This window comes from Streptomyces sp. Ac-502, from assembly GCF_045222935.1.
GTDB lineage: Bacteria > Actinomycetota > Actinomycetes > Streptomycetales > Streptomycetaceae > Streptomyces > Streptomyces monomycini.
This window is the reverse complement of record NZ_JBHFFO010000005.1, coordinates 37,458-59,248: the sequence shown is the minus strand read 5'-3', so window position 1 is coordinate 59,248 and position 21,791 is coordinate 37,458. Positions and strand designations below refer to the sequence as shown.

The 21,791-nt window shown below is 69.7% G+C and carries 21 protein-coding genes and 1 pseudogene; 11 read left to right on the top strand and 11 right to left on the bottom strand.

What is annotated here, in order from left to right; translation table 11 throughout:
- Positions 1-374, top strand: a 374-nt coding sequence (locus ACEXOX_RS45910) for a GNAT family N-acetyltransferase (protein WP_406527032.1), incomplete at its 5' end; no start/stop codon positions are given.
- A gap of 323 nt (positions 375-697) precedes the next feature.
- Here the strand turns inward: ACEXOX_RS45910 and ACEXOX_RS45905 are convergent.
- The 3 genes from ACEXOX_RS45905 to tap all read right to left on the bottom strand — a co-directional run bounded on the left by ACEXOX_RS45905 (position 698) and on the right by tap (position 4,693).
- Positions 698-1,621 carry a hypothetical protein gene (locus tag ACEXOX_RS45905; protein ID WP_406527031.1) on the bottom strand — a complete coding sequence of 308 codons (924 nt, stop codon included), beginning with the start codon at positions 1,619-1,621 and terminating at the stop codon, positions 698-700.
- A gap of 164 nt (positions 1,622-1,785) precedes the next feature.
- Positions 1,786-2,346: a telomere-protecting terminal protein Tpg gene (gene tpg / locus ACEXOX_RS45900; protein WP_406527030.1), complete on the bottom strand. Its 561-nt coding sequence runs from the start codon at positions 2,344-2,346 to the stop codon at positions 1,786-1,788.
- Positions 2,347-2,353: 7 nt separating this feature from the next.
- Positions 2,354-4,693: a telomere-associated protein Tap gene (gene tap, locus ACEXOX_RS45895; protein WP_406527029.1), complete on the bottom strand. Its 2,340-nt coding sequence runs from the start codon at positions 4,691-4,693 to the stop codon at positions 2,354-2,356.
- Positions 4,694-4,882: 189 nt separating this feature from the next.
- On the opposite strand from tap, the gene ACEXOX_RS45890 reads away from it, so the two are divergent.
- From ACEXOX_RS45890 to ACEXOX_RS45875, 4 genes are all read left to right on the top strand, one after another.
- Positions 4,883-5,869 carry a Ku protein gene (locus ACEXOX_RS45890; protein WP_406527019.1) on the top strand — a complete coding sequence of 329 codons (987 nt, stop codon included), beginning with the start codon at positions 4,883-4,885 and terminating at the stop codon, positions 5,867-5,869.
- A 42-nt stretch (positions 5,870-5,911) separates the two neighbouring features.
- On the top strand, positions 5,912-6,838 hold the full coding sequence (locus ACEXOX_RS45885; protein WP_406527028.1) for a hypothetical protein: 927 nt from the start codon (positions 5,912-5,914) through the stop codon (positions 6,836-6,838).
- A 279-nt stretch (positions 6,839-7,117) separates the two neighbouring features.
- Entirely contained in the window at positions 7,118-7,465 is a 348-nt protein-coding gene (locus ACEXOX_RS45880; protein ID WP_406527017.1) for a hypothetical protein, read from the top strand.
- A gap of 145 nt (positions 7,466-7,610) precedes the next feature.
- Positions 7,611-8,123: a hypothetical protein gene (locus ACEXOX_RS45875; RefSeq protein ID WP_406527016.1), complete on the top strand. Its 513-nt coding sequence runs from the start codon at positions 7,611-7,613 to the stop codon at positions 8,121-8,123.
- A gap of 449 nt (positions 8,124-8,572) precedes the next feature.
- Here ACEXOX_RS45875 and ACEXOX_RS45870 read toward each other — a convergent pair whose 3' ends face one another.
- From ACEXOX_RS45870 to ACEXOX_RS45860, 3 genes are all read right to left on the bottom strand, one after another.
- Positions 8,573-9,040, bottom strand: coding sequence for a hypothetical protein (locus ACEXOX_RS45870; RefSeq protein WP_406527015.1), 468 nt, complete (start codon positions 9,038-9,040; stop codon positions 8,573-8,575).
- A 46-nt stretch (positions 9,041-9,086) separates the two neighbouring features.
- Entirely contained in the window at positions 9,087-10,181 is a 1,095-nt protein-coding gene (locus ACEXOX_RS45865; protein ID WP_406527014.1) for a helix-turn-helix domain-containing protein, read from the bottom strand.
- Positions 10,182-10,366: 185 nt separating this feature from the next.
- Positions 10,367-10,564 (bottom strand): hypothetical protein, encoded by a 198-nt coding sequence (locus ACEXOX_RS45860; protein ID WP_406527013.1) that lies wholly within the window; start codon positions 10,562-10,564, stop codon positions 10,367-10,369.
- 477 nt (positions 10,565-11,041) lie between these two features.
- Here ACEXOX_RS45860 and ACEXOX_RS45855 point away from each other — a divergent pair, with 477 nt between their 5' ends.
- The gene (locus tag ACEXOX_RS45855) at positions 11,042-12,085 is read left to right on the top strand and encodes a Ku protein (RefSeq protein ID WP_406527022.1); all 1,044 of its coding nucleotides are present in this window, start codon (positions 11,042-11,044) and stop codon (positions 12,083-12,085) included.
- A gap of 18 nt (positions 12,086-12,103) precedes the next feature.
- Here ACEXOX_RS45855 and ACEXOX_RS45850 read toward each other — a convergent pair whose 3' ends face one another.
- The gene (locus tag ACEXOX_RS45850; RefSeq protein WP_406527012.1) at positions 12,104-12,325 is read right to left on the bottom strand and encodes a hypothetical protein; all 222 of its coding nucleotides are present in this window, start codon (positions 12,323-12,325) and stop codon (positions 12,104-12,106) included.
- The gene (locus ACEXOX_RS45845; protein ID WP_406527011.1) at positions 12,322-13,026 is read right to left on the bottom strand and encodes a hypothetical protein; all 705 of its coding nucleotides are present in this window, start codon (positions 13,024-13,026) and stop codon (positions 12,322-12,324) included. Before ACEXOX_RS45845 ends, ACEXOX_RS45850 begins: the two co-directional genes overlap by 4 nt.
- A 638-nt stretch (positions 13,027-13,664) precedes the next feature.
- Here ACEXOX_RS45845 and ACEXOX_RS45840 point away from each other — a divergent pair.
- The 3 genes from ACEXOX_RS45840 to ACEXOX_RS45830 all read left to right on the top strand — a co-directional run bounded on the left by ACEXOX_RS45840 (position 13,665) and on the right by ACEXOX_RS45830 (position 16,984).
- Entirely contained in the window at positions 13,665-14,126 is a 462-nt protein-coding gene (locus tag ACEXOX_RS45840; RefSeq protein ID WP_406527010.1) for a lamin tail domain-containing protein, read from the top strand.
- Positions 14,127-14,861: 735 nt separating this feature from the next.
- Entirely contained in the window at positions 14,862-16,454 is a 1,593-nt protein-coding gene (locus ACEXOX_RS45835) for an insecticidal delta-endotoxin Cry8Ea1 family protein (RefSeq protein ID WP_406527027.1), read from the top strand.
- Between the two features lie 134 nt (positions 16,455-16,588).
- A complete protein-coding gene (locus ACEXOX_RS45830) occupies positions 16,589-16,984 on the top strand; it encodes a hypothetical protein (RefSeq protein ID WP_406527026.1) in 396 nt (131 codons plus the stop codon).
- A 194-nt stretch (positions 16,985-17,178) separates the two neighbouring features.
- Here the strand turns inward: ACEXOX_RS45830 and ACEXOX_RS45825 are convergent, their stop codons facing one another.
- Positions 17,179-17,874, bottom strand: a complete 696-nt coding sequence (locus ACEXOX_RS45825) for an HNH endonuclease family protein (protein ID WP_406527008.1) — start codon at positions 17,872-17,874, stop codon at positions 17,179-17,181.
- A gap of 235 nt (positions 17,875-18,109) precedes the next feature.
- On the opposite strand from ACEXOX_RS45825, the gene ACEXOX_RS45820 reads away from it, so the two are divergent.
- On the top strand, positions 18,110-18,778 hold the full coding sequence (locus ACEXOX_RS45820; protein ID WP_406527007.1) for an HNH endonuclease family protein: 669 nt from the start codon (positions 18,110-18,112) through the stop codon (positions 18,776-18,778).
- A 150-nt stretch (positions 18,779-18,928) separates the two neighbouring features.
- Here ACEXOX_RS45820 and ACEXOX_RS45815 read toward each other — a convergent pair whose 3' ends face one another.
- Positions 18,929-20,716: a pentapeptide repeat-containing protein gene (locus ACEXOX_RS45815; protein WP_406527006.1), complete on the bottom strand. Its 1,788-nt coding sequence runs from the start codon at positions 20,714-20,716 to the stop codon at positions 18,929-18,931.
- Between the two features lie 183 nt (positions 20,717-20,899).
- A complete protein-coding gene (locus ACEXOX_RS45810; protein WP_406527005.1) occupies positions 20,900-21,172 on the bottom strand; it encodes a hypothetical protein in 273 nt (90 codons plus the stop codon).
- 235 nt (positions 21,173-21,407) lie between these two features.
- Here ACEXOX_RS45810 and ACEXOX_RS45805 point away from each other — a divergent pair.
- Positions 21,408-21,530: pseudogene (locus ACEXOX_RS45805) on the top strand (TetR family transcriptional regulator); the annotation flags it as partial.
- Positions 21,531-21,791: the final 261 nt, after the last annotated feature.

Here is a 21,791-nt window from a genome sequence, read left to right as displayed (position 1 = left end):
TCATCGCCGGGCTGGTCGCCGCACTGGACTCCCTTGCGGTGGTCGAAGCATGGCGCGGCAAGGGCATTGCCCGCGCCCTGGTCGCCGACGCGGAGCGCGCGGCCGGTGCCCATGAGGAGGGGAAGTTCGGCGCGGCCATTCTGTACGTCACGCACGAGCCGGAGCTGACGGACTTCTACGCCGGGCTCGGCTTCACCCTCTCCCCCGACGGCATCGGCATCCCCACGCCGGTCGGGCTCATCTGCCACGGCCCCATCAAGGGCTTCTGCTTCTCGGTGAAGCCGCTGCGCACCGGCGTTCAGATGCAGGACATGCCCACCCCCTATGGACGGCAGCTCGTCATCCGCGGCGTCCTGCCCGGCCCCGCGCGCTGAGCCGATGACCCGGGCGGCCGTCCATGCGGTGGAGGGCATGACGACGTCCCCCACCCCCGAGCTGGTCCCGGTGCAGCTGCTGCCCAGTTACCAGGAGGTCGTCGCGCACCTGTGGTTCCGCCGACAGGCCCGCGACGGCTATAAGTACGAGGCTGGGCTTCCGGCGTACCGCAACGGCCTCGGGGACACGCGAATACCGGGTCTGGGGGCGCGCCCTGGACCGCGTGCGGCCCGTGGACGGCGTTTCGTACGACGCCATGCTCACCGAGTACCTGGAGCAGCCCTCACCCGTCCAGGAGGCGCTGGGGCCCGGGCTGCCCTGCTTACTGTGTTCGCTGGACCAGGCCGGCGGTGAACCACTGCACGAGGGTGGCAGCCAGGTGCACGGCCATCTCGGCTTCGCGCTGGTTCTCCAGCCTCGTCGGGTTCTGCGATCCGTGACGGGCGGTCTGGCCCTGCCACAGGCGCCGCATCATGTCGGCCACCAGCGTAATGTCGTCCCCGCCTCCGCCTGCTGGGATCGCCGTGGAGAACCGCTGCGGCGAGTTCCGAATCACGCCCAGCATCGTTCCGAGCGTCGCCTTGGCGTTGTTCGGTTCGATGAGGGACTGGGAGGCCGACTCCACGGCCTTGATCGCTTCGCTGTACGCCTTGGAAGGGTCGGGATCCCGTCCGTACACGCACTTCCAAGCGGTTGCCAGGTGGTCGGCAGCGGATCCGCTTTGCGGGGTGCGAGCAGCTGCCAGAGTGCTGGCGACAGCCTGCTGCGCCGTTGCGTCGACCCGGAGCTCCAGCCCAGTGCGAGCATCGTTGACACGGTACGCGGACCCCGCGAGCGTCAGCATGTCCTCCAGCTGCGCGATGGCCTGCTCACGGGCGCTGCTCCCATGTGTCCCGAGGTAGTGTCGGCGGCCGCTCCATGTGGCCGGGTTGGGATAATACGTCTGTGTAGTCGGCAGCGTGCTCAAGTGCAGCATCGCGTTGACGACGTCGAGCAGCTGCTCCTTGGTGGTACCAGCTGCCAGGAACTTCGCTGGCGAGTACATCCGGGGACCGGTGTCGACACGCAGCTTCAGGTGCAGGGCGATCCTCTGTGCGTTGGCTTCGTCATCTTCGAGGTGAGCCATCACCCACTGGCGCAGGGGGATCTCCATGTAGTCCGGGACGCCCTCGGAGAGGGACTTGTCTACCGAACCTCGTGGATCCGCCGTCTGCGGATCACGCCGCTTGCGGCTGCGCATGAACATGAGCGAACAGTAGTGCCACCTACTGACACACGCCGGAAGTTTCCGGGCAGAACGGCCCCCGCCTGCGGTGGGTGCCGTTCTGCTCAACTCGCCAGATCGAAGGCTAACCCGCCAACTGAAGCGCTCCACAGGTCCGGGCCCGCTCGCTGCTCAAGGCGCGGCTTCTACAGCTCGAAGTCCAGGTGGATCACGTCGTTGATCTGTACCTCCTGCAGGGAGCCGGCGCGGCTGCCGCCGTCTTGGAAGTAGACCTCCTTGAGGGCTTCGGCGGTCAGCTCGCGCAGCCGGTCGTCGCCGGCGCCCTGCTGCTGGGCGTCGAAGAGGCGGGCGGCGTGCTCGGGCGGTAGGGCGACGGTCAGGTGCCGGATACGGTCCTCGTCCGTCGTGCCGATCGGCGCCCCGGCATATCCGAGGCGGGCGTGGACGTCGATGACGATGCCGTCGGTCGTCGCCGCCTTCTGCCGGGCCTTGGCCCGGATCTGCGGCTGCCACCGGGCCTTCGTCTCGCGCTCCAGGCGCGCGGCGAGGTCGGGGCGGGGCTTCTTGATCTGGTCCTTCACGTACCGTTCGACGGTGCGCTGGGAGATCCGCAGCATCTGAGCGACCGCCTTGGTGCCCTTGAGTTGCTTGACCAGGTACCGCATCTGCGCGCCAGCCGACTTCGGCGCCGGGCGGGTGAACGCCTTCTGCACCGCCTGCTCCAGGCCGTCCCCGAACCTGCTCATCGCCTATCTACTCCCCGCTGTCGACGCTGGTGACGGTGCCGTCCTTGATGTACCGCGCGAGGTTGAGCGCCGGAGCGTCGAACTGCTCCCGCACGCCCTCACCCCACAGCACACTCTGGGTGCCCTCGTGCTTGACCAGCCCCGGGTTCACACCGAGATTGAACCCGCCCGGCAGCGGCTTGCCGTCCCGGTAGGGCAGGAAGTCCAACGGGCTCTCGCCGTCGACTGCGTAGACGACGCAGTCGGACAGGATCGCGACCGGGTACTGGCCGGTGAACGCCGCGTGCTTGACGATCTTGCGGTGGAAGTTGATGCGGGTGCGGGAGATGACGGCCGCGCGGATGTCGGGGCGCCAGGTCGGCCGGGCCAGGGCGCGCCACGGCTCGCCCGGCTTCCAGCTCTCGCCGCGCGGGCGCTCGCGCAGCTTGCCGAGACCGCCCTTGACCGTCGCCTTGATCGCGGAAACGACGATCGCCAGCTGCGGGTCGCGGCTGCGGTAGCCGTCCATCGCAGCCAGGAAGTCGGCCGGCGGCAGGTCCGCATCAACGCCGAGGTCGGCCATGGTGGCGAGGTAGGCGTCGCGCAGCCGGGTGTACCAGCCGTCCAGGTAGCGGCCGCTTTCATACCGTACGTACGCCTCGGCCGGCGCGACGTCGTAGCCGAGCTCCACCGCGTAGGCGACGGTCGGCGTGGCGTACCAGGCCGGGCCCTCGGGGCGCTCGCCCGTCGGCGTGAACGGGCTGGGCAGCAGATCGGCGTCCAGCTGCGCCCACCGGTCCTTGGCGACCTTCACGCGGGACAGGTCGACGTGGGAGAGGTCGACCAGCCACGAACCGGGCAGCTTCGCATCGAAGGCCGGGTTCTTGACGTGGGTGGGCGCGCCGAGACCGACAATCAGGCCGTTGGCGCCGGCGGCGAAGGCCATGTTGACGTCCAGGCCCACGAGGTTGCGGCGCAGGCATTCGGCGTCGGTCATCGGCCGCGCCCAGTCGTATGCCTCCTCGAACAGCTTCTCCGCCGGGCCGCGCACGTGGAACCGGGGCAGATCCGCCAGGAGCGGGTGCCCGTCCGGTGCCTCGCACGGTGCGCAGTCGACCGGGTCCTTCCCCAGCGAGCCGGGATTGTGCTCGGAGCGCCGTTTGCCGTCGGCATCCGCCTTGGAGGCCCGGGTCGGCGGGTGCAGCGCGGTCATCAGCTCCAGGCCGGTCACGGCCGTCGATCCGCGCGGCGTCATCACCCTCGAGGCGTACACGCCCAGGAGCCGGGCGAGGTCCGCCGGCGCCAGCTGCCCGGCCGCGCCCCAGTGCCGGGTGTCCAGCGCGTTCCAGGACGGGATGCACAGCTGTACGCAGGTCCGCTCGGAACCGGTGGCGGGGCGGTAGATCCGCGCCCACGGCCCGAACCCGCGCTTGGTCAGCTGCCACTGCGCGCGGGTCAGCTGCTTGATGACCTTGTGGCCCTCCGGGATGCGCCCGGCGATCCGCTCCTCCTCCGTGAGCGTGGCCGGGAGGCCGTAGCGCTCCAGCGCGGCCTCGGTGAGCACGAGCAGCGGGTCGGCGTCCTTGCCGGGGCCGGAGAGCTTCGGCTGGCCGAGCTTGGCCTCCTTGAGCGTCCAGTCCACCAGGGACGGCAGCGACTTGGCGGGCACGTCCAGGACCAGACCGCCGGTGCAGTACGCCACCACCTTGCCGTCCTCAACGTCGACGACCGCCAGCGGCCCGTTCTCGAACCGCGGGTCGGTGCCGCCCGCCGGGGTTCCGGCCGGGGCCGCCTTCTTCGCATCCGGGCGGCGGGATGTCGACGTCGGCCTGGTGGTGCGCGCCGGGCGGGTCGCTGCGGCCGGAGCAGGGATCTGGGTGTTCTCGGTTGCAGTCATGGCCGCAGCCTCGGACGCCTCCTCTGTGGACAGAGTCCGCGCTTCCGGCGGGGCCGCCTTCTGCGTCCCAGAACGGCGCGACGTCGACGTGGCCCTGGTGGGGTGAAGGGCTTCGACCGCGTCGTCGATCAGAGCGTCCGGGACCTCTGGCATTTCGCCTGCCGGGTCGGAGGCGCCGGTGAACGTGTCGGGTACGGGGGCCGCCGGCTCTTCCGGTCTTGCGGGTGCGGGGTAGAGCTCCGCGAGCTGCTTGAGCAGCCGCGCGTACGCCTCGCGCTCCAGGCCGCGCGGCTCGGTCGGCTTCTTCGCCGACTCCCAGCCGGACACCGTGGCGCGGCGCACCTTCAGCGCGGCGGCGACTTCGTCCAGCGTCAGGCCGTGCGCGGTGCGCAGCCGCTTGCGCTCCTCCGCCGGCGGCAGCGGCGCACGGGACGCGACCAGCGCGTCGACCGCATCAAACAACTCGGACATGGAACACCTCCTGGCCCACACTCTACCCCACTAACCGTACAGATTGCGGCCTTTTGCCGTACGAAGCGCGTACGAAGTGCGTACAGGCCCTCTTTTGAAGGTCAGCGGCGGGCGGGAGCCGGGAGCTGGTTGAAGTGCCCCTACGCGAGGCCCGTTTTACGCTGAAAGCCCCGGGAAAGGGCAGGTCAGATGCCGCACTCGCTCTGGCAGGGAGCTTTGAGCTTCGGGTTGGTCACCGTGCCGATCTCCCTGCACGCCGCCACCGACAGCGGACCGGCCGTCTCTTTCGTGCGCGTGCACAAGGCCGACGGCGGGCGCGTACGCAACCAGCCTGTGTGCTCCCTTGAGGATGAGGCCGAGGTGCCGACTGAGGAGATCGGCCGCGGCTATGTGACCGGTGAGCGTGTCGTCCCGCTCACCGACGACGACCTGGCCCAGCTGCCGCTGCCGACCGCCAAAACCCTCACGATCCTCGCCTTCGTGCCAGCTGGTGACATCGACCCGCTGCAGGTCGAGCGCGGCTACTACGTCGCCCCCAACGGCCCGGCCGCCAACAAGCCGTACGTCCTGCTGCGCGACGCCATGGACGACCACGGCTCGGTCGCCATCGGCAAGATCGCCCTGCGCAGCAAGGAAACCCTCGCGCTGGTACGGCCCATGGGGGATGTGCTGGTGCTGCACGCGCTGCGCTGGCCCGACCAGGTCCGCACCCCCGCCGGCGTGGTCCCCGACCGGCCGGTCGACATCAGCGAGGACGAGCTCGCCGCGGCTGAAGAGCTGATGGCCAGCTACGGCCCGCTGGACGAGGAGGACCTGCGCGACCACTACCGCGAGCAGGTCGAGGAGATCGTGGCGGCCAAGCTGGAGAACCGCGAAGTCGAAGCCCCCGGCAAGGCTCCCCAGCCCCGCGGACAGGTTCTGGACCTGATGGCCGCCCTGGAGGACAGCGTCCGCGCTGCCAGGAGCGCCCGCGGCGAAGACGCCGACGGTACGGACGCCTCGGTGACGCCGCTGCGGGCCATCGAGGACAAGGTCACCGGAACCACCAAGCGCTCCTCTCCCCGCAAGAGTGCCCGCACGCCGAAGGAGGCCGGCGGCAAGAAGACCGCCGCCAAGGCACCGGCGAAGAAGACCGCGGCGAAGAAGAAGGCAACCGGCGGCCGCCGCGCCGGCTGACTGCCGCACCGGGGAGCGATTCGCCGAGCCGGAGGAACGCAGATGAAACTGCACTACAGCACCATGTCCAGCGCAGCCAAGAAGGCGTACCTCCTGGCCCACCCCACCTGCCCGATCTGCGGGGGCATCACAAACGACATCGACCATGCGCACCCAACCGACCTGGTGCGCGACGCCCTGTGCCACCGCTGCAACTGCCGGGGCAGCTCCCTGGAAAGGGCACTGATGATCCCCACACGCCGCTTTCAGACGCTGGCCGGAGACCTGCACCGCGGATATGCCCGAACCGGCCGCGTGAACCTCGCCCGGTTCGCGGATGACCTGGCCTACCGCGGTCTCACCGAGGACGAGTACCGCAGCCGCTTCGCCGCCGTACACGCCCAGCTCACCCAGCGCTACGTCTACTGGACCGAGGCCACCACCGAGGGGATGACCCGCAGCACCACCTGGACCAAGACCGGCCCGCTCCTCGATGAGGAGGAAGCGCAGAAAGTGCTGCACCGGCTGCAGGACCCGGCCAGAGTGCCGCCCCACCTGTACATCGTGCTCACCCTGGAGCCGGACGACGGCGTCAACTCCCCTTCCCGCGGGGCCTGGCCTACATCCACCACACGCCCGGCGCCATGGAGTACATCAGGGAGCTACGCCGAGCCGAGGCCGCTGCCCCGCAGGCGGAAACCGGGCAGGACGGCCCGACGGACGTCAGTCCGAGCCGGTGAGTACCGGTATCAGCGCCGCCGTTCCGAGTGCGCTGGAGACCGTGTGTGGGCCCGGCCTGCTGCTCGGACAAGGCCACGGCCGATACAGCCACTCGTCCCCGAAAGGCCCGCTCGCCGGGAGTCATACCTGACCAGGTGCCGCCCCTGGTGGGCCGAACGCGGGAATCGGGGCAGGTTTCCGCGTCGTTCGCGCGCAGAGTGCGTTGAAGCCCATGTCGCAACGAGGCCGGTGCGGTGCCTATCTCGGTGAGGAGCGCTCCTTGGGCAGGACGAAACCAGGCAAACCCCGATGTCAGCGAAGAACGGCCGGCACTCTGCGGCATGCGCAGCCTCCCGGGTACGAAGAGTGGGTCGGGATCCCGCAGCGGTTCACCGCCGACACGGCGGTAGGACATCACCGTCTCGATGAGGAGGCCACAGACGTTGCGGTGCCGGCGGAGGTGAAGGAGTGTTTCGGCTGTCCGCCTGCGTACACCGGCGCACGTCGCGAAGCCGGCGGAGCGGTGTGATGGACGGGAGGCCACTCGTCGTGCTGCGCGGTCGCCTGTGGATCAGCCCCTGCGGGGATGCCCATGACCTGCAGTGCGTCGCACGCACGAAGAAGGGCACTCGCTGCCGGAATCCAATCGAGTACGGGCAGATGCTCGGCTTCCACGCCTTTCGGCTCGGGGACGCCGGCTACGTCGAAGCGTACGGCTCTCTCGGGCAAGGCGATGCAGTGGACGCCGACCGCTGGATCGCCCAGCACTGCCTGGTGCACGATGCGCCGGATGTCATCGACTGCGGGCCGGCCGAGCTCCGCCGGTTCGACATCGTCCGTGACGCGGCCCATATCAAGGCGCACGTGCGGACTTTGCCTACGGCGAGGTGCCGGTGAGCCCCTCACGAGCCGGGTGTGGCGGGAGCGGGGTGTGGCGCAGGACGCCCCCTCGGCCCGGGCAACTGCCACGTAACGGCGCGACGGCATGCTCCCGGGCCCGTCACGCCACTTCCCTCCGTTCATTTCGCAAGGGCGAGAAGCGATGACCGACATCACCGACACTGTCACGGCAATCCTCGAATCCGCTGCTCGATTGCTCCCCACTCCTGGATATGTCAACGGTGACGACTACTCCGACTGGCACATCAGGGCATCCCCGCGCCTCTTGCGTGCGCTGGCCGAGCTGGCACGCGACGAGGGCGGACACCAGTTGGCCGACCGACTCGACCGGTTCTCACATCCGCTCTGCATGGAACCCCTGGACACCATTCTGAGCATCGAGACCATGCCGGTGAAGTGGTGCGTCAACCCGGTCGAGCTCGAGGGCGCACCGTGTGAACTGCATACGCCGGAGCACGCGTCAGACCTCGGGCGTTGTACGTGGGCAGGCCCGGATGCTGCGCGGATTTGCCGCAATGCCCCCGCCCCGGGCGACGACCGTTGTGCAGTGCATGCTGCGTTCTGCCGTGTGATCAGGGTCGATGGTGCCGTTTGCAACCGGCACAGGTGCAGCGTTCCCAAGCATCGGCGGGCGCCGGTTTCCGCGGTGCGCTGAGCCGGCACCGGGCGGCAGACCGGCCGCGGCCACGCACACGCCACGCTGTCATTTCCGTGGCCGCTGGTCTCTAAGTGACTGAGTTGACTGCGGGGACTGTCGCATTCTGAGGGTGCCTCACCGTGCGCTGGACGTGCTCAGCGCCGGAAAGGCGGAGGGTGCCCTGGGCGGTGATGACGGCCGGGCTGGTCAAGGCCATGGTGCCGTCGGCCGCGGCAGAGATGACGAGGTGCCCGCCGGGCAGGTCGACGCGGTATTCGGCGGCGCCGGTGGGCGGCGGCGCAGGCGCGGGTCTCGCCGACGCCGCGTTCGTACACGCGCAGCGCCAGGTGCCGCGGTCCGCGGGCGGTGACGAACTCGGTGGTCACGCCGTGGGGGTATGCGTCGGCCGGGCCGACTGGGCGGTCTTGCCCTGGCCTCGTGCCGCGCCGTGCTATTTCCGGGCCGGTTTACGGGGCTGGGGCAAGGCGTGCGTCGAGGGTGTGCTGGGCGGTGCACAGGTGGTAGGCGTGCATGGTTGTATCGAGTCCGGTCAGGTCTGCGGCTTGGTGCGGGGGTACGTGCTGGAGGTGCAGGAGCATGGCGTCGGCCTGGCGGGCGGGCAGCAGGGTGTAGAGGGCGCGGGCGGCGGTCGGCGGAGCGCTGGTCTGGTGCCGAATCTGGTGTTCGATGCTGGCGGTCAGGATCTGCCAGGCGCGGCGGGCCGGGCAGCGGCTGCTGAGGATGCGGCGCCAGTCGGTGGCCAGGGTGCCCAGGGCGTGTTCGACGGCGCGGTCGGCTGCGGCTGTCTCGCCCAGGCGCAGCAGGGCGTGCCGTCGGTAGGGGGTATGGCGCAGCTGGCAGAAGGCGGTGAAGTCCAGCGGCAGGCGGATGCTGACGGGTGGTCGATTGGGCAGGCGGATCGGTGTGGGGTGCATGTCGTCTCCCCCGGGTGACGAGCGAGCGGTGGGGTGGGGTGGGTGGTTATCCGAAAGCGCTGGCGGGCAGGCCCGCGAGGCGGTTGCCTCCGGCGGGCGCGGGCGAAGGCGGTGAGGGGTGGGCGGCGTTCCACAGGGGGTGAAGGGCGTCGGGCCGGCCCTCCAGGGCGAGGACGAGGCGGCCGAGGACGGGCCAGTCCGGCAGGTACCGGCCATCGAAGACGTCCGTGATCTGCTCTTCGCTCAGCGCGCCGTGGCACTGGGTGTGCACGAGGTAGGGGTCGGGCCGGCCGGCGGACAGGTACAGGCCGCGCAGGGCCGCGTGCAGGGCCCCGACGGCGTCCTCGGAGGTGACCTTGGCCGAGGGGGCGATGCCGCGGGCGGCACACCACAGGGTGCGTACGGCGGTGGGGTCGCCGTCGCAGGCCACGATGATGCGGCGGGCCACGCTCCAGGAAGGCAGGCGTTCCCCGGAGATGACGCGGGAGACGTAGGAGGCGGAGACACCGGCGTCCGTGGCGATGTCGCGGACGACCTTGCCGCTGCTGCGCTGCAGATGGGACAGGGCGCTGGCGAACTGCTGAAGGCTGGTCAGGCCCGGAGCGGGGTGCGGGGGCCCGTTGTCGTCGGCCGCGCTGGGCGGAGGGCCCGGCGGGGAGATGGGGGCGCCGCGCTGGTGCGGCAGGGCCGCGGTGGCCGTCATGGTGGCGCGGGCTGCGGGAGCCGGTGGTGGGGCCGAGGTGTTCTTGGGGCGGGCGGCGGCCCGTCCCCACTTGCGGCGGGCGGTGGACTCGCTGATGCCGGCGGCTTCGGCGACCGTCTCCCACCGGGTGCCGTCGGCGCGCAGCTGCTGCACCGTCAGCGAGTCGAGCAACTCCAGGTGCTGGCGCACGGTCAGCAGGACTTCGAGGCTGCGGACCAGGTCCGGGTGGCCGCCGTATTCGGCATCGAGCAGGCTGCCGGCGGCACGGTGGACGGCTTCGAGGGCTTCCACGCGCCGCGGGCCGGTCTGTACGGCCTGTGCGGGCGGGCGGCGCCGGCGCTGGCAGGAACGGGAGCAGTACTGCGGGGGGCGGCCGCGGCCGCCGTAGGTGAGGGGCTTGTGGCAGCAGGCGCAGGTGCGGCGACCGGTTGACGTCATGGGTACCCCTTTCCGGGGGCGTGAGGCGGGGATTTTCCGCATCCGGGCGGGCACTTCGCGCGCCACGGGGCCGTATTTCTCCCCGTGAAGATCACGGATGGGTGCCGCCACCGGTCACACGAGACGACCGGTGGCGTGCCGGGCCCGCAGGCGGGCCCGGCACCGGTGGCGAACGGCAGGCGGCGTCAGAGCACGCGAATGCGCAGGTAGCGCAGGCGAATACCGCCTTGGTCCGCCGCCGCAGCGGTAAGGGCCCACAGCAGGGGCAGTGACGTCGGTGCCGCGCCGGTCAGCATCAGGAACGCGACCAGCGTGCCGACGAGGGCCGTCGTGGTAACGGTGACTTCCCAGGCATACGTTTCGCGGCAGCCGGGCTGCGGCATGCTAGCTTCACGCCTGTCGGGCCGGCTCGTACCGGGCCGGTGCGCACAAGGGTCAGGGTGCACGGATCCAGAGCTCCTTGATCTTCACAGAATGATGAACGAGGCCCCCGGGGCTGGTTTGGCCGCCGCCCGGGGGTTTCGTGACGCGACAGGACGCTACGCCGGTGACAGGCCGGACCGCCACCGCTACCGTGCGTTATTTCCAGGGTGTATCTGGCCACGGCGGAAAACCCCGCACACGACCCACCAGTACGATCAAATACCGCCAGAACCAGGTGCCGAACACACCCAGGCGGTCACCACCGCATCTCCGGTTCCGCAGCCGGCTCCACGCCCGCGCCTGGTCTTCACAGCCACGTGGTGTCAGCTTCAACGACCCTCACAGGCGGCGGACACGGTTTCACCGAGGGTTCTCCGGCAGCCGGGACGCTGCCCGCACGCCTACGCATCGACAAGCGGGTGCTCTCCTGCTCGCAGATGCTCCAGGCAAGCCGCCGTTCTACGCTGAAAGCCCCGGGAAAGGGCAGGTCAGCTATGCCGCACGCGCTCTGGCAGGGAGCCTTGAGCTTCGGGTTGGTCACCGTGCCGATCTCCCTGCACGCCGCCACCGACAGCGGACCGGCCGTCTCCTTCGTCCGCGTGCACAAGGCCGACGGCGGACGCGTACGCAACCAGCCCGTGTGCTCCCTGGAGGATGACGCCGAGGTGCCGGCCGAGGAGATCGGCCGCGGCTACGAGACCGGCGAGCGCATCGTCCCGCTCACCGACGACGACCTGGCCCAGCTGCCGCTGCCGACCGCCAAAACCCTCACCATCCTGGCCTTCGTACCGGCCGGAGACGTCGACCCGCTGCAGATCGAACGCGGCTACTACGTCGCACCCACCGGCCCGGCCGCCAACAAGCCGTACGTCCTGTTGCGTGACGCCATGGAGGACCACGGCTCGGTCGCCATCGGCAAGATCGCCCTGCGCAGCAAGGAGACCCTGGCGCTCGTGCGGCCGATGGGGGACGTGCTGGTGCTGCACGCGCTGCGCTGGCCCGACCAGGTCCGCACCCCCGCCGGCGTGGTCCCCGACCGGCCGGTGGACATCAGCGAGGACGAGCTCGCCGCGGCCGAGGAGCTGATGGCCAGCTACGGCCCGCTGGACGAGGAGGACCTGCGCGACCACTACCGCGAGCAGGTCGAGGAGATCGTGGCGGCCAAGCTGGAGAACCGCGAAGTCGAAGCCCCCGGCAAGGCTCCCCAGCCCCGCGGACAGGTCCTGGGCCTGATGGCCGCCCTGGAGGACAGCGTCCGCGCTGCCAGGAGCGCCCGCGGCGAAGACGCCGACGGTACGCAGGCCTCGGTGACGCCGCTGCGGGCCATCGAGGACAAGGTCACCGGAACCACCAAGCGCTCCCCCGCCCGCAAGGGCGCTCGCACGCCGAAGGAAACGGGCGGCAAGAAGACCGCTGCCAAGGCACCGGCGAAGAAGACCGCGGCGAAGAAGAAGACAACCGGCGGCCGCCGCGCCGGCTGACTGCCGAGCACTGGCTGCTTACGAAGTGCGGACCTCCGCACCGGTGGTCCACAGGTCGCTCACCTCGTCCGCGCTTGGCGCGTAATCCTCTGGGTACGTGGTGGCTGCTCGTTGCCGGGCGGCCTGGGCGGTGTCGCGGACCGTGCGGTTCAGGCGGGTCAGCAGGGCGAGCGCCGGTTCCTGGGTGATCGGGGCGATGATGTCGCGTGTGCGGGCTGTGTCCCAGTCGGCGACCTTCAAAAGGCGGTGGCCACCAGCAGTTGGGCTTCTCCTGCGCGAACCGCGACGGCATCGTCGTCGCTGACAGCTGCACGGATCAGCCGGTCGCGGATCGCCCGGGCGTTTTCCCAGCCGCGCCAGATCCCTTCCTGCTGGTCTATCAAGCTGCCCCGCTCGATGCGCTGGGACAGTGGCGGGTAGGCCAGTACCAGCTCGGTCGCCGCGCGCCAGTCGCGGGCCGGTGCCTGTACGGCGGCCTCGCTGACGATCCGGTCCCGCAGGCGTTCCACCTGCCACTGCCGCGACTGATCGTGCTGTTCCTGCGCTGCGCAGTCCGGGCACACGGGTGGTCCGGGCCGGGCTGGCGGGCTCCATGAGCGGCTCGTCCGCAGCAGCTCCGTCCCGCAGTCGGCACAGAGGATGCCTGACGGCGACGGGCCGATCGCCGCGAGCATGTCGTTGAGGGTGAGGCCGGCGGCCTCGGCCAGCGGGCGGCCATGGATTCCGGGCTGCTGCCAGTACAGGTGCCTGAGTACCCCGATCAGTTCCGGGGAGTGGACGGCCTCCACCTCAGCACGCAGGCGCTCGACCTGCGCGAACACCTTGTGCCGCGTCTGGCCGACCCGCTGCTCGGCCTGTGCGAGGGCAGCTTCGGCATCGGTGAAGTCACGGACCGACTGCTCCACGCCGGCCAGGATCTCACGCAGGTTCTCCTCGCTCATGCCCCAGAGCTTGCCTCAGAGCAGCCGCCTGCTTCCAATCCGGAAGTCCTGCGAGCTGCTCCATGATCTGGTCCACGATCGTCTCGCACAGAGCAGGGGCCTGGAGCGCGGCCTCGACGTTCCGCCTGATGAGCTCACGGACGTCGCTCTCCTGTGTCGCTGTGGTGGGGCCCCCTGTAGCGCAGGTCGGATCCGTGGCCGAACCCCCTTCAGCAGCCGGGTCAAGGGCGGAGACCAGGGCCTCCACCACTCGCCGGGGGGGTGAAGTGGGCAGGCGCGTCCGTTGCGGGGTCGAGGAGCGCGCGTTCCTTTCAGCTGGACGGTTCCTTGCTCCACGGTGGCCGCCGGTGTATGGGCACGCCCGTGCGGGATGGGGCCCCAGGTGGTCGAGGTCCACCACGTACGCAGGTCAGCGGTGTGCACGGTGCGGAGTGGTGGGGGCGCTTGGTCGGAAGACGGGCGCGGGGGCGTGCGCTTCGGGCGCGGGGAGGTTGTGCAAATGTCCGGGTTCTGTAATGGGCCGTCGCATCTTCAACCATTGCCCGCCGGATGGGCGGACAGTGAGGTCCGCCCGGCACTCCGGGCATCTCGTCCTACCGGCCCCGCCCCAGGCGGGGCTGTCCCGCTGGAGGCTTGCCATGTCCCGTTCTGTCCGTCTTGCGGCCGTCGCGCTCGGTTCGGCCGCCCTGGCCACCGCCGCGGCCCTGCCTGCCGCCGCCACCGGCGCGCACACCCTGCCGGCCTCGCACCGCTCCCCCGTCGTCATCGGTGCGGTGCAGGCCGACAGCCCCGGCCGCGACGACGGCTCCAACCGGTCCCTGAACGGCGAGTGGGTCACCGTCAAGAACACCGGCCTCCGCCCGGTCAACCTCAAGGGCTGGACGCTGACCAGCGAGCGCACCCACAAGACCTACCGCTTCAACAGCCTGCGCCTGGGCGGCCGACAGGAGGTGCGCGTGCACACCGGTCACGGGCGTGACACCTGGCGCGACGTCTACCAGGACCGCCGCGACTACGTCTGGGACAACCGACGCGACACCGCCACCCTGCGCAACGACCACCGCCACCTCGTCGACATCAAGCGCTGGGGCCGCCACTGACCGGTGGGGCCGCCTCAGCGGCCCGGACTCCAGGTGCGCCGCAGCCGAGGGGCTGCGGCGCACCACCGCGTCCGGCTGCCGCACCGCCCACGGTCTTATCGGGCGGCCAGGCCCGCCTGGTACACATGGCCGGGAGCCGCCAACGTGGGGTGGAGTACGTACCCGGCAGGCGGCTGTGGCTACGGAGCCAATGCGTAGGCCACCGTCGTGGAAGTGGGCGCGGTGCTCGGAGCGTAGATCTGCCCGGGCTTCAACCACAGAATCCCGGCGCCACAAGGCAGTCCGAGGATCCATGCCCGCTCCCTGCCCCGCACCCGAGATCGGCAGCGGTAACGACGGGCCCGGGCACTCCTGCGGCCAGGCCAAGTTCTCAAGCACCGCTGCGCTGTCGCAGGACGGATCGGCGGATCGCCCTGATACGACAGTGCTCATCAGTCAGCCGGTGGTTCTCCTCAATCGGAGCCGGGCCTTGCGCCGCAGCTCAGCAGCACACTCACAAGCCGTCTCTGACTGCTTTCACAGAGCAGCCACCCGCGTCTCCACCGCCACGAAATACAGGCTGCCCAGCACCGGGTTGTCATACCGGCCGCAGGCAGGCGCTGGCTGTTCAGCCTCCTTCCCCCTCCGTATTCGCTGTCTGAATCCCCCTTCAACTGGCTGTGATCTGTTGATTGCCTTTCACCGGGGAGCGGTCCGCCCGGTCCCTTGGTGTGAGCCGAATGGACAGGAGTGGCCATGGATGAGGAAGAGCACGACACCAGTGGTGTCAATGGTGCGACTGGTGCACCGGTGGTCCCGGAGGTGCGCAAGGACGCCTCGCAGCTCGCGATCGACGGGGTGAAAGTGGTCATCCCCGGTCTGCTGAAACTGGTGCCGGGCATAGGAACGGTCGCGGGTATGGCCATGAAGGCGGCCCTGGACCTTCTGTTCCCCGCCCCGGATGTCTGGAGCCAGCTCCGCGACAAGATCAAACAGTTCGTGCGCGAAGAGATCAATCAGGCCTACTTCGAGGAGCTGCGCGAGGACCTGAAGGGCATCCGCGACATCGCCGGAGACTACAGCGATCTCGCCCAGCTCGGCCAGGACCACGCTGCTATCCAGAGCAAGTGGCTGGCGACCGAGTCGGCGATCGCGAAGGCGGTCCCGCGTTTCGATCCCACCGGCGCCCCCGGTGACGTGCTGAACCCGGTTCCCCTCCTGCCACTGTTCGTGCAGGTGGTGAACCTGCACCTGCTCTTGCTGCGCGACATGGCGCTGTACGGGCACCAGTGGGGCTTCCACCCCACGACCGTGGACCGGTACAAAGAGAAACTGGCCGGGCTCGCCGGGCCCGACAGCGCCTCGTCCTACATGCGGCGGGCCAGGAAGACGTATGAGCGGGGCTACGGCCAGTGCGGCTCCGACGTGGAACGGATGTCCTACGAACGCGGCATGGTCATGAACGGGTACGCCCAGCACACCGCCTGGGAGTACTTCGATGCCGTCAAGTATCCGAAGGGGCACGACGTCAACCTGGACTGGGTGGTCTACGTGGGCCCGTTCGGGAGGATCACCGGGGGCATGCCCGCTGCCGTGCGCCCGCATCCTGGAGGTGCCACGTCGGTCCGGGACCTCACCGTGTACACGGGCCGCCGTGTGTACGGCGCGCGCTGGCAGCCGTGGGCCAGCGGGCCCGACGGGCCGGCCCTCACGGTCGGCAAGACCGACGCCGGCAAGGCCCATCCCGTCGAATCGGGTGACCGAAGCATCAGGCATCTGTGGGGTTACGGCTGGCCTGCCTCCGTCGAGTTCGGTGTGCTCGGGCTCGCGTTCGGCGTCGGAACCACCCAGGACGACAAAGAGAAGGCGCCTCCCGGATGGATCGGCGAACCCTCCCTCGACGTCATTAACCCCCGAACAGGCTGGAATTCTTCGCTCCCGGCTACTTCCTGTCCGACATTCGCGGCGGAAATTACCGCGAGTGGGGCTTCGGGAAGAACAGCATCGAGTGGATGGCGTTCGGGTTCCGTACGGGGGCCATGCCCTACCGGCCGTCGGCGGCCCCGGTCGCGGGGCAGGGATACCTGCTGCAGTCCGTACACGACGGCCGCTACCTCATACCGCAGCCCAACCGGCGGGGTGCGTCCATCAGGCTGGCCCGCGACTTCGACGCCATGTCGGCCTACTGGATCCTCGACAAACTCGGGCGCCTGCAGACCCAGTGGGGGTACATGCAGATGGCCGCCGCACGCTCCGTGCGCGTGGATCTCCCTGGTACGCCGTTCACCATGGTGCGGCAGGAAGACGATACGTATGCCATTTTCAGCAAAGAAGAGGCGGGATGCCTGACAGTGGACGAGGACGGCGTACTCATGACTGCCCCGCGCTTCGATCCTGGGGACCCGAGGATGAGGTGGGCCTTCTGCCCGCTTTCTGCTTCCCGGCGAACCCTCGGCGGTACCAGGCCGGGCTTCGCCCTGGAGATGCGCCGGCAAGACGTCGGATACTTCGAGGCCGCTGTCACGGTGTCCAACCCCGAGAACGGCAGGACCATCGCCGCGGGCTGGCGGCTGTCCTTCCTCCTTTCCAAAGGGCTCGGCGGCCCGGTGAACGTCACCGGCGACCCGGTCACGCCCGAGGTGGTCAGCGCACGCCCGGACGACCGCGGCCTGCTCGTCGAACTCCGGACCGCGCCATGGTCCGCCAAGAAGGAAATCAAACCGGGTGAGTCCTTCACCTTTACCCTGACCGGAGGAGCCGAGACCGGGATCACCGACCTCCGCAGCATCCACATCCAGGCCGACATACCCCGCATCGACGGCATCCCGGTCAACCATTCCGGAACCGAGGGGAACACCGTCCGCACATCGAGCCCCTGACAGATAGCAGGCTCACGCGGCAACAGGCACCGCCGAGCCACAGCAGGAGCTGACGGGCTGTGAACGGGCCCGGGCCGTGGAGCCCGGGCCCGTGTGAGTGAGCGACTCTGTTGGGAGCAGCGAGCCCGGCAGCAGACCGGTGTCGGTGGTCCAGTACAACCTTGGCCACGGAAGAGAAGCGGGGAAGCGCTCGGCTACGGAGCCGGGGTGAAGGCCACCGTCGTCTTCGGGCAGCCGGCGGCGATTTTGTGTAGCGCCGCCCGTTCCGCGGTGTCGGTGGTCAGGTTCCAGCGGAGTTTGGTCGAGGTCCAGTCGGCGGCGTAGGTGCAGTAGGCGTCCTTGGCGGGCGGCAGCCACTCGGCGGGGTCCTTGTCGCCCTTGGCGCGGTTCGGCCCGGAGCTGACCGCCACCAGCCCGCGCGGCGCGTCCAGGTCGTTGGCGTAGGCCTCGCGGCGCTTGGCCGGCCATTTCGAGGCCCCGGAATCCCAGGCTTCGGCCAGAGGGACGACGTGGTCGATGTCCAGCTTCGACGGGTCGTTGACGGTCTTGCCGTCGTAGTACGACTTCCATTGGCCGCCCGTCAGCTTGCAGCCCGCGCCCTGGCGAGGCTTCTTCACGGCCTCCGACAGCAGCACCTCCTCGCGGGCATCGCAGCCGTCGCGGTCGGCGTCGACCCACAGCTTGAACTTGTCCCGGTCATACCCAGCCCTCGACTCACTGGCGACCTTCAGCTGGTCGACCGCCTTGGCCAGCGCCAGCCCGCCCGGCGCCGACGGAGCCGCGGCCTTCGGCGGCTTGGGGTCCGTACGGGGTGAATCGGCGGAGCAGGCCGCCACGGACAGCAGCAGGGCAGGGCAGGCGAAGGCCGCGGCGCGGCGGAGGGGGTGCAATTTGGCTCCCAGGCCAGGTGAGACGACGTCAGGTGCCCTGAATCTACCCACCGTTGACACCACGCCGCACCGCTTCCTGCGGGCGCACCGCAGCATTCGCCCGGGCCGCGGGAGCCGCCCGCACCCGCACAATCCTGCGCCGCTGGGGAAGGCAGTCAGGCCGCGCCGTCACCCGCACGGGTTGTCGCGGGGCGTTCCCGTCGTACGCCGACGGACGAGCCGGTATCCAGTTGCTGTGATCAAGATGACTGTGCGCGCCCTCGCCGGCGCCGTCCTCGCCCTGTTGCCCCTGACCGCGGCCTCGTCGGCCCGGGCCGCCGAGAACGACGTGCCCGTCCGGTACGCGAGCCTGCACGACGGCGTCGAAACCCTTCCACTGGCCGCCGAGTCCCGAGCCGGCTACCAGCGCACCAGCTTCAAGCACTGGACGGACGCCGACCACAACGGCTGCTCGACCCGCGCCGAGGTGCTGATTGCCGAGTCCCGGGAGCGCCCGGAGATCGGGCCGAAGTGCACGGTCCTCACCGGCCGCTGGTACTCGTACTACGACGGCGTGACCGTGACGAATCCCAAGGGCCTGGACATCGACCACATGGTGCCCCTCGCGGAGGCGTGGGACTCCGGGGCTTCGCAGTGGAGCGCGGCGCGCCGCGAGGCGTACGCCAACGACCTCGGCGCCGACCGGTCGCTGGTGGCGGTCACTGCGAAGACCAACCGGTCCAAGGCCGATCAGGATCCGGCGACCTGGCTGCCGCCGCTGGCCGACGCGCGCTGTACGTACGCCGCCGACTGGGTCAGCACCAAACTCCGCTGGTCGCTGACCGTCGACCGCGCCGAGCGGGACGCCCTGCGCCGCCTGGCCGCAGGCTGCGGCCACACGCACGTCGAGTACCAGCCGGTGTAAGGACGGTCACCGCAGCCTGCGTTCTGCCGGCCCGGCCCTGCGGTCCTTCGTGCCCTACCGCCGCGAAGGACCGCTTCCGTCCGCCCGCGGCGACGCGACGAAGCGCCATCACCTTGGGCGGATTCTAGGGGCATCTGTGTCAGCGCCCCATCACCGTTTGATGCGTCCTCGGATGGCGAGGGCGGCCAGGGCTAAGAGGGTGGGCTCCAAGAAACGGGAGGCCATTTCGATGTAGGTACCAGCAGCGGTGAGGTTCTGCCCCGATGAGCGGAAGATCACGGAGTTCACGGCGACGCGGGTGGCCTTCTCGGCGCGTTCCCAGGTCATGCGCCGGCCGAAGGATCCGCTCAAGGCGGCGTCAGGGCTGCTGGTCCTAAGAGTGATCTTGCTGTGATCGAGCGTTCCGATACTGACGGGGTCAGGGGTGCTGGTGGGCAGCCCGAAACCCATGAGGAGTATTACGGTCAGGGACATGGCGGTCAGCAGCCAGGCCAGGGCGCGGGAAGATCGCAGTCCATATCCGGAGAGGAGCCAGTACCCCCAGAGCAGGCCGCGTTCACCAGGCGGAGTGCCATGGCGATCGTGGCGACGCATTTCCATCTCGCCGTAATAGAAGTCGGCGGCTCCCGGCTCGTTTTTGCCGTCTTCGAAGGCTTTGCGCATCTGTCGGTAAAGCGCAGCGACGTCCTGCGGATTAGGAGTGAGGCCGGGGTCGGGGTGGTGGGGCCCGGTCCGCCAGTGACGGGCTGACGGCGGCCGGCCCGGAGGCGGAGCGGGCTGGCCGACGGACTGCGCTCGCCAGTGGTGTTCCTCGGCCAGGGTGCGTCGGGGCGTCCAACGTATGGGCCATATGCCACGGCGGCGCAGGCCGGTGGGGGGCGAGGTGAAGCCGCAGTGGCCTTCCAGGCGAAGCTGGTCCAGGTGAAAGGCTCCGGAGAAGAGGCAGTCGGCCAAGTCGGTGTCGGTCAGGACGAGGTGTGCTGCGTCCACCCCCTGTATCGATGCCACCCGTGCCGAGGAGGGCCCTGTCAGTGCGCTCTCATCCATTGCCACACGGTCTCTGTCGTCTCTGCGGGTGAAACGCGCGGGGTAATTGATGATCGCTGTGGGCCCGGAAAGTACAGCATGGCCGAAGTCTGCCGTGGCGTAACGCAGGCGTACCGTCGCCGTCGACTCCCACCGCGTTCGCACACAGTGCAACTCACTCGCCGCAATTTCGAGTGTCACCGGCACCTGGAACACCGCACCGCTGACACTCAACACGCCACCGCAGGCCACAGGCCCGAACCACGAAGCGCTCTCGAACCACGCTCTGCCGAACATGGCGTTGCCGGAAAACTGTGTCCCGCTGAACCAGGTGTGGCCGGAGAACCACACCTCCCGGAACATGGCAGCGCCGAAGAACTGCGCTTCTCGGAACACGGCAGCGCCGGAGAACCGCGCCTCGCCGAACGTGACGGTGTCGGAGAACCGGACGTTGCTGAACTCGGCGGAGCCGCAGAACTGCGTCCCACCGAACCAGGCCGTGTCAGAGAACCGAGCCCGTCCGAACTCCGCAGGTCCGAAGAAGCGTGCCCTGCTGAACCAGGCTCTGCCGGAGAACTGCGTCTCGTCGAACTCGGCCGGGCCGGAAAACTGTGCTCTGCTGAACTCGGCAGAGCCGCGGAACTGCGTCCCGCCGAACCGAGCGGTGTCGGAGAACTGCGTCCCCTCGAACTCGGCCGGACCGGAGAAGCGCACTCTGTCGAACTCAGCTGCGCCGGAAAAGGCCGCACCGCCCAACCGGGCGGTGCCGATGAGAGGGGTTCCTGTTGTGGGGTCGCGGAGAGCATCAAGCAGGGAGGAGAGCAGGGCCGAGGTGAAAGGGGTACCGCGATGGTCGACATCGTCGCCGGGGGCGAGACCGGCCAGGTAGGCAGAGCGGTCGGTGTCGCCCAAGTGGGCCAGGCACCTGGTGTGCCCACGGACACGGATGCCTCGGCAGCCGATCGGATCGGTCACAGGGTCTGCGCCGTGCCCGCAGCGCGGCCAGCCCGGCGGCGACGGTGTAAAGGACGGTGTCGTCATACCGTGGGACACTCCCGACCAAGGTGTCGGCGACGGCGAACGCCGGCGGAGCGGTCACCGGCGCAGGTACGCGTGGGTGTGTTCGGACAGATCCGGCGGGCCGTCGAACACCGCGGGCCAGTCGGGCACGGCCGGGTCGTCGCCGAGTGCCGTGTCGGGGACGACGACCTGGCCGGCGGCCCACTGGATGGTGACCGCCTCCGGGGACTGGCCGGTAACCGATGCCAGCTGGCGCAGGTAGTCCGCGGTGGCGCCCGTGGCCGTGACGTGCACGGTGCTGCTGGACCCGTCCTCGGGCGACAGCTCCGGCGGCGGCTGATGGCTCATCACAGCACCTCCTGTCGTCGTCGCTCCCCCAGTGTGCCGGGACGGCGGACCATCAGCCCAGCAGATCACGAAACGTCTCAGCGGTCGCAATGGGGTCGCCCGGGACGGCCGGGCGGCCTGGCGGTGCGCCTCGATCGCACGGCGGTAGCCGTCCGGCGGGATGCGGCGCTCCACCGGCGCGCGGGCAGGGTCGGCTGCGGGGCCGGATCGGCGGGGGCCGGCGCCGGGCTGCTGCGGCTGCCTGTACATCAGCTCCCTCGCCGAGCTGCTCGACCGCTTCCACCCCGCCCGGCAAGTGATCGAGCAGCACAAGGCCCTCCGGAACCGCAGGCTGGTCGGCATGTGCACCGGGGCCGGGGCATGGTCCCGGACGCCTCCCCGCTTACGCTGCTGCCGGGCCGGTAGCCCCGCACGTCGTCGCTTCAGGCCGTCCTCTGTGACTATTCGTCCCTTGTGCGCCATCTGCGCTTACGTCATGATCGCCGCATTGGTGATCTACGTGCTCCGGACGGCGATTGTCGCGAACCTCGCTTCCGGACACGCGAATTCACGCCGTGGAACCCCTTATCGGTGAGGAGTGATGGGCAGTATGCCCTCCTTAGGAATCACAAGAAAGAAA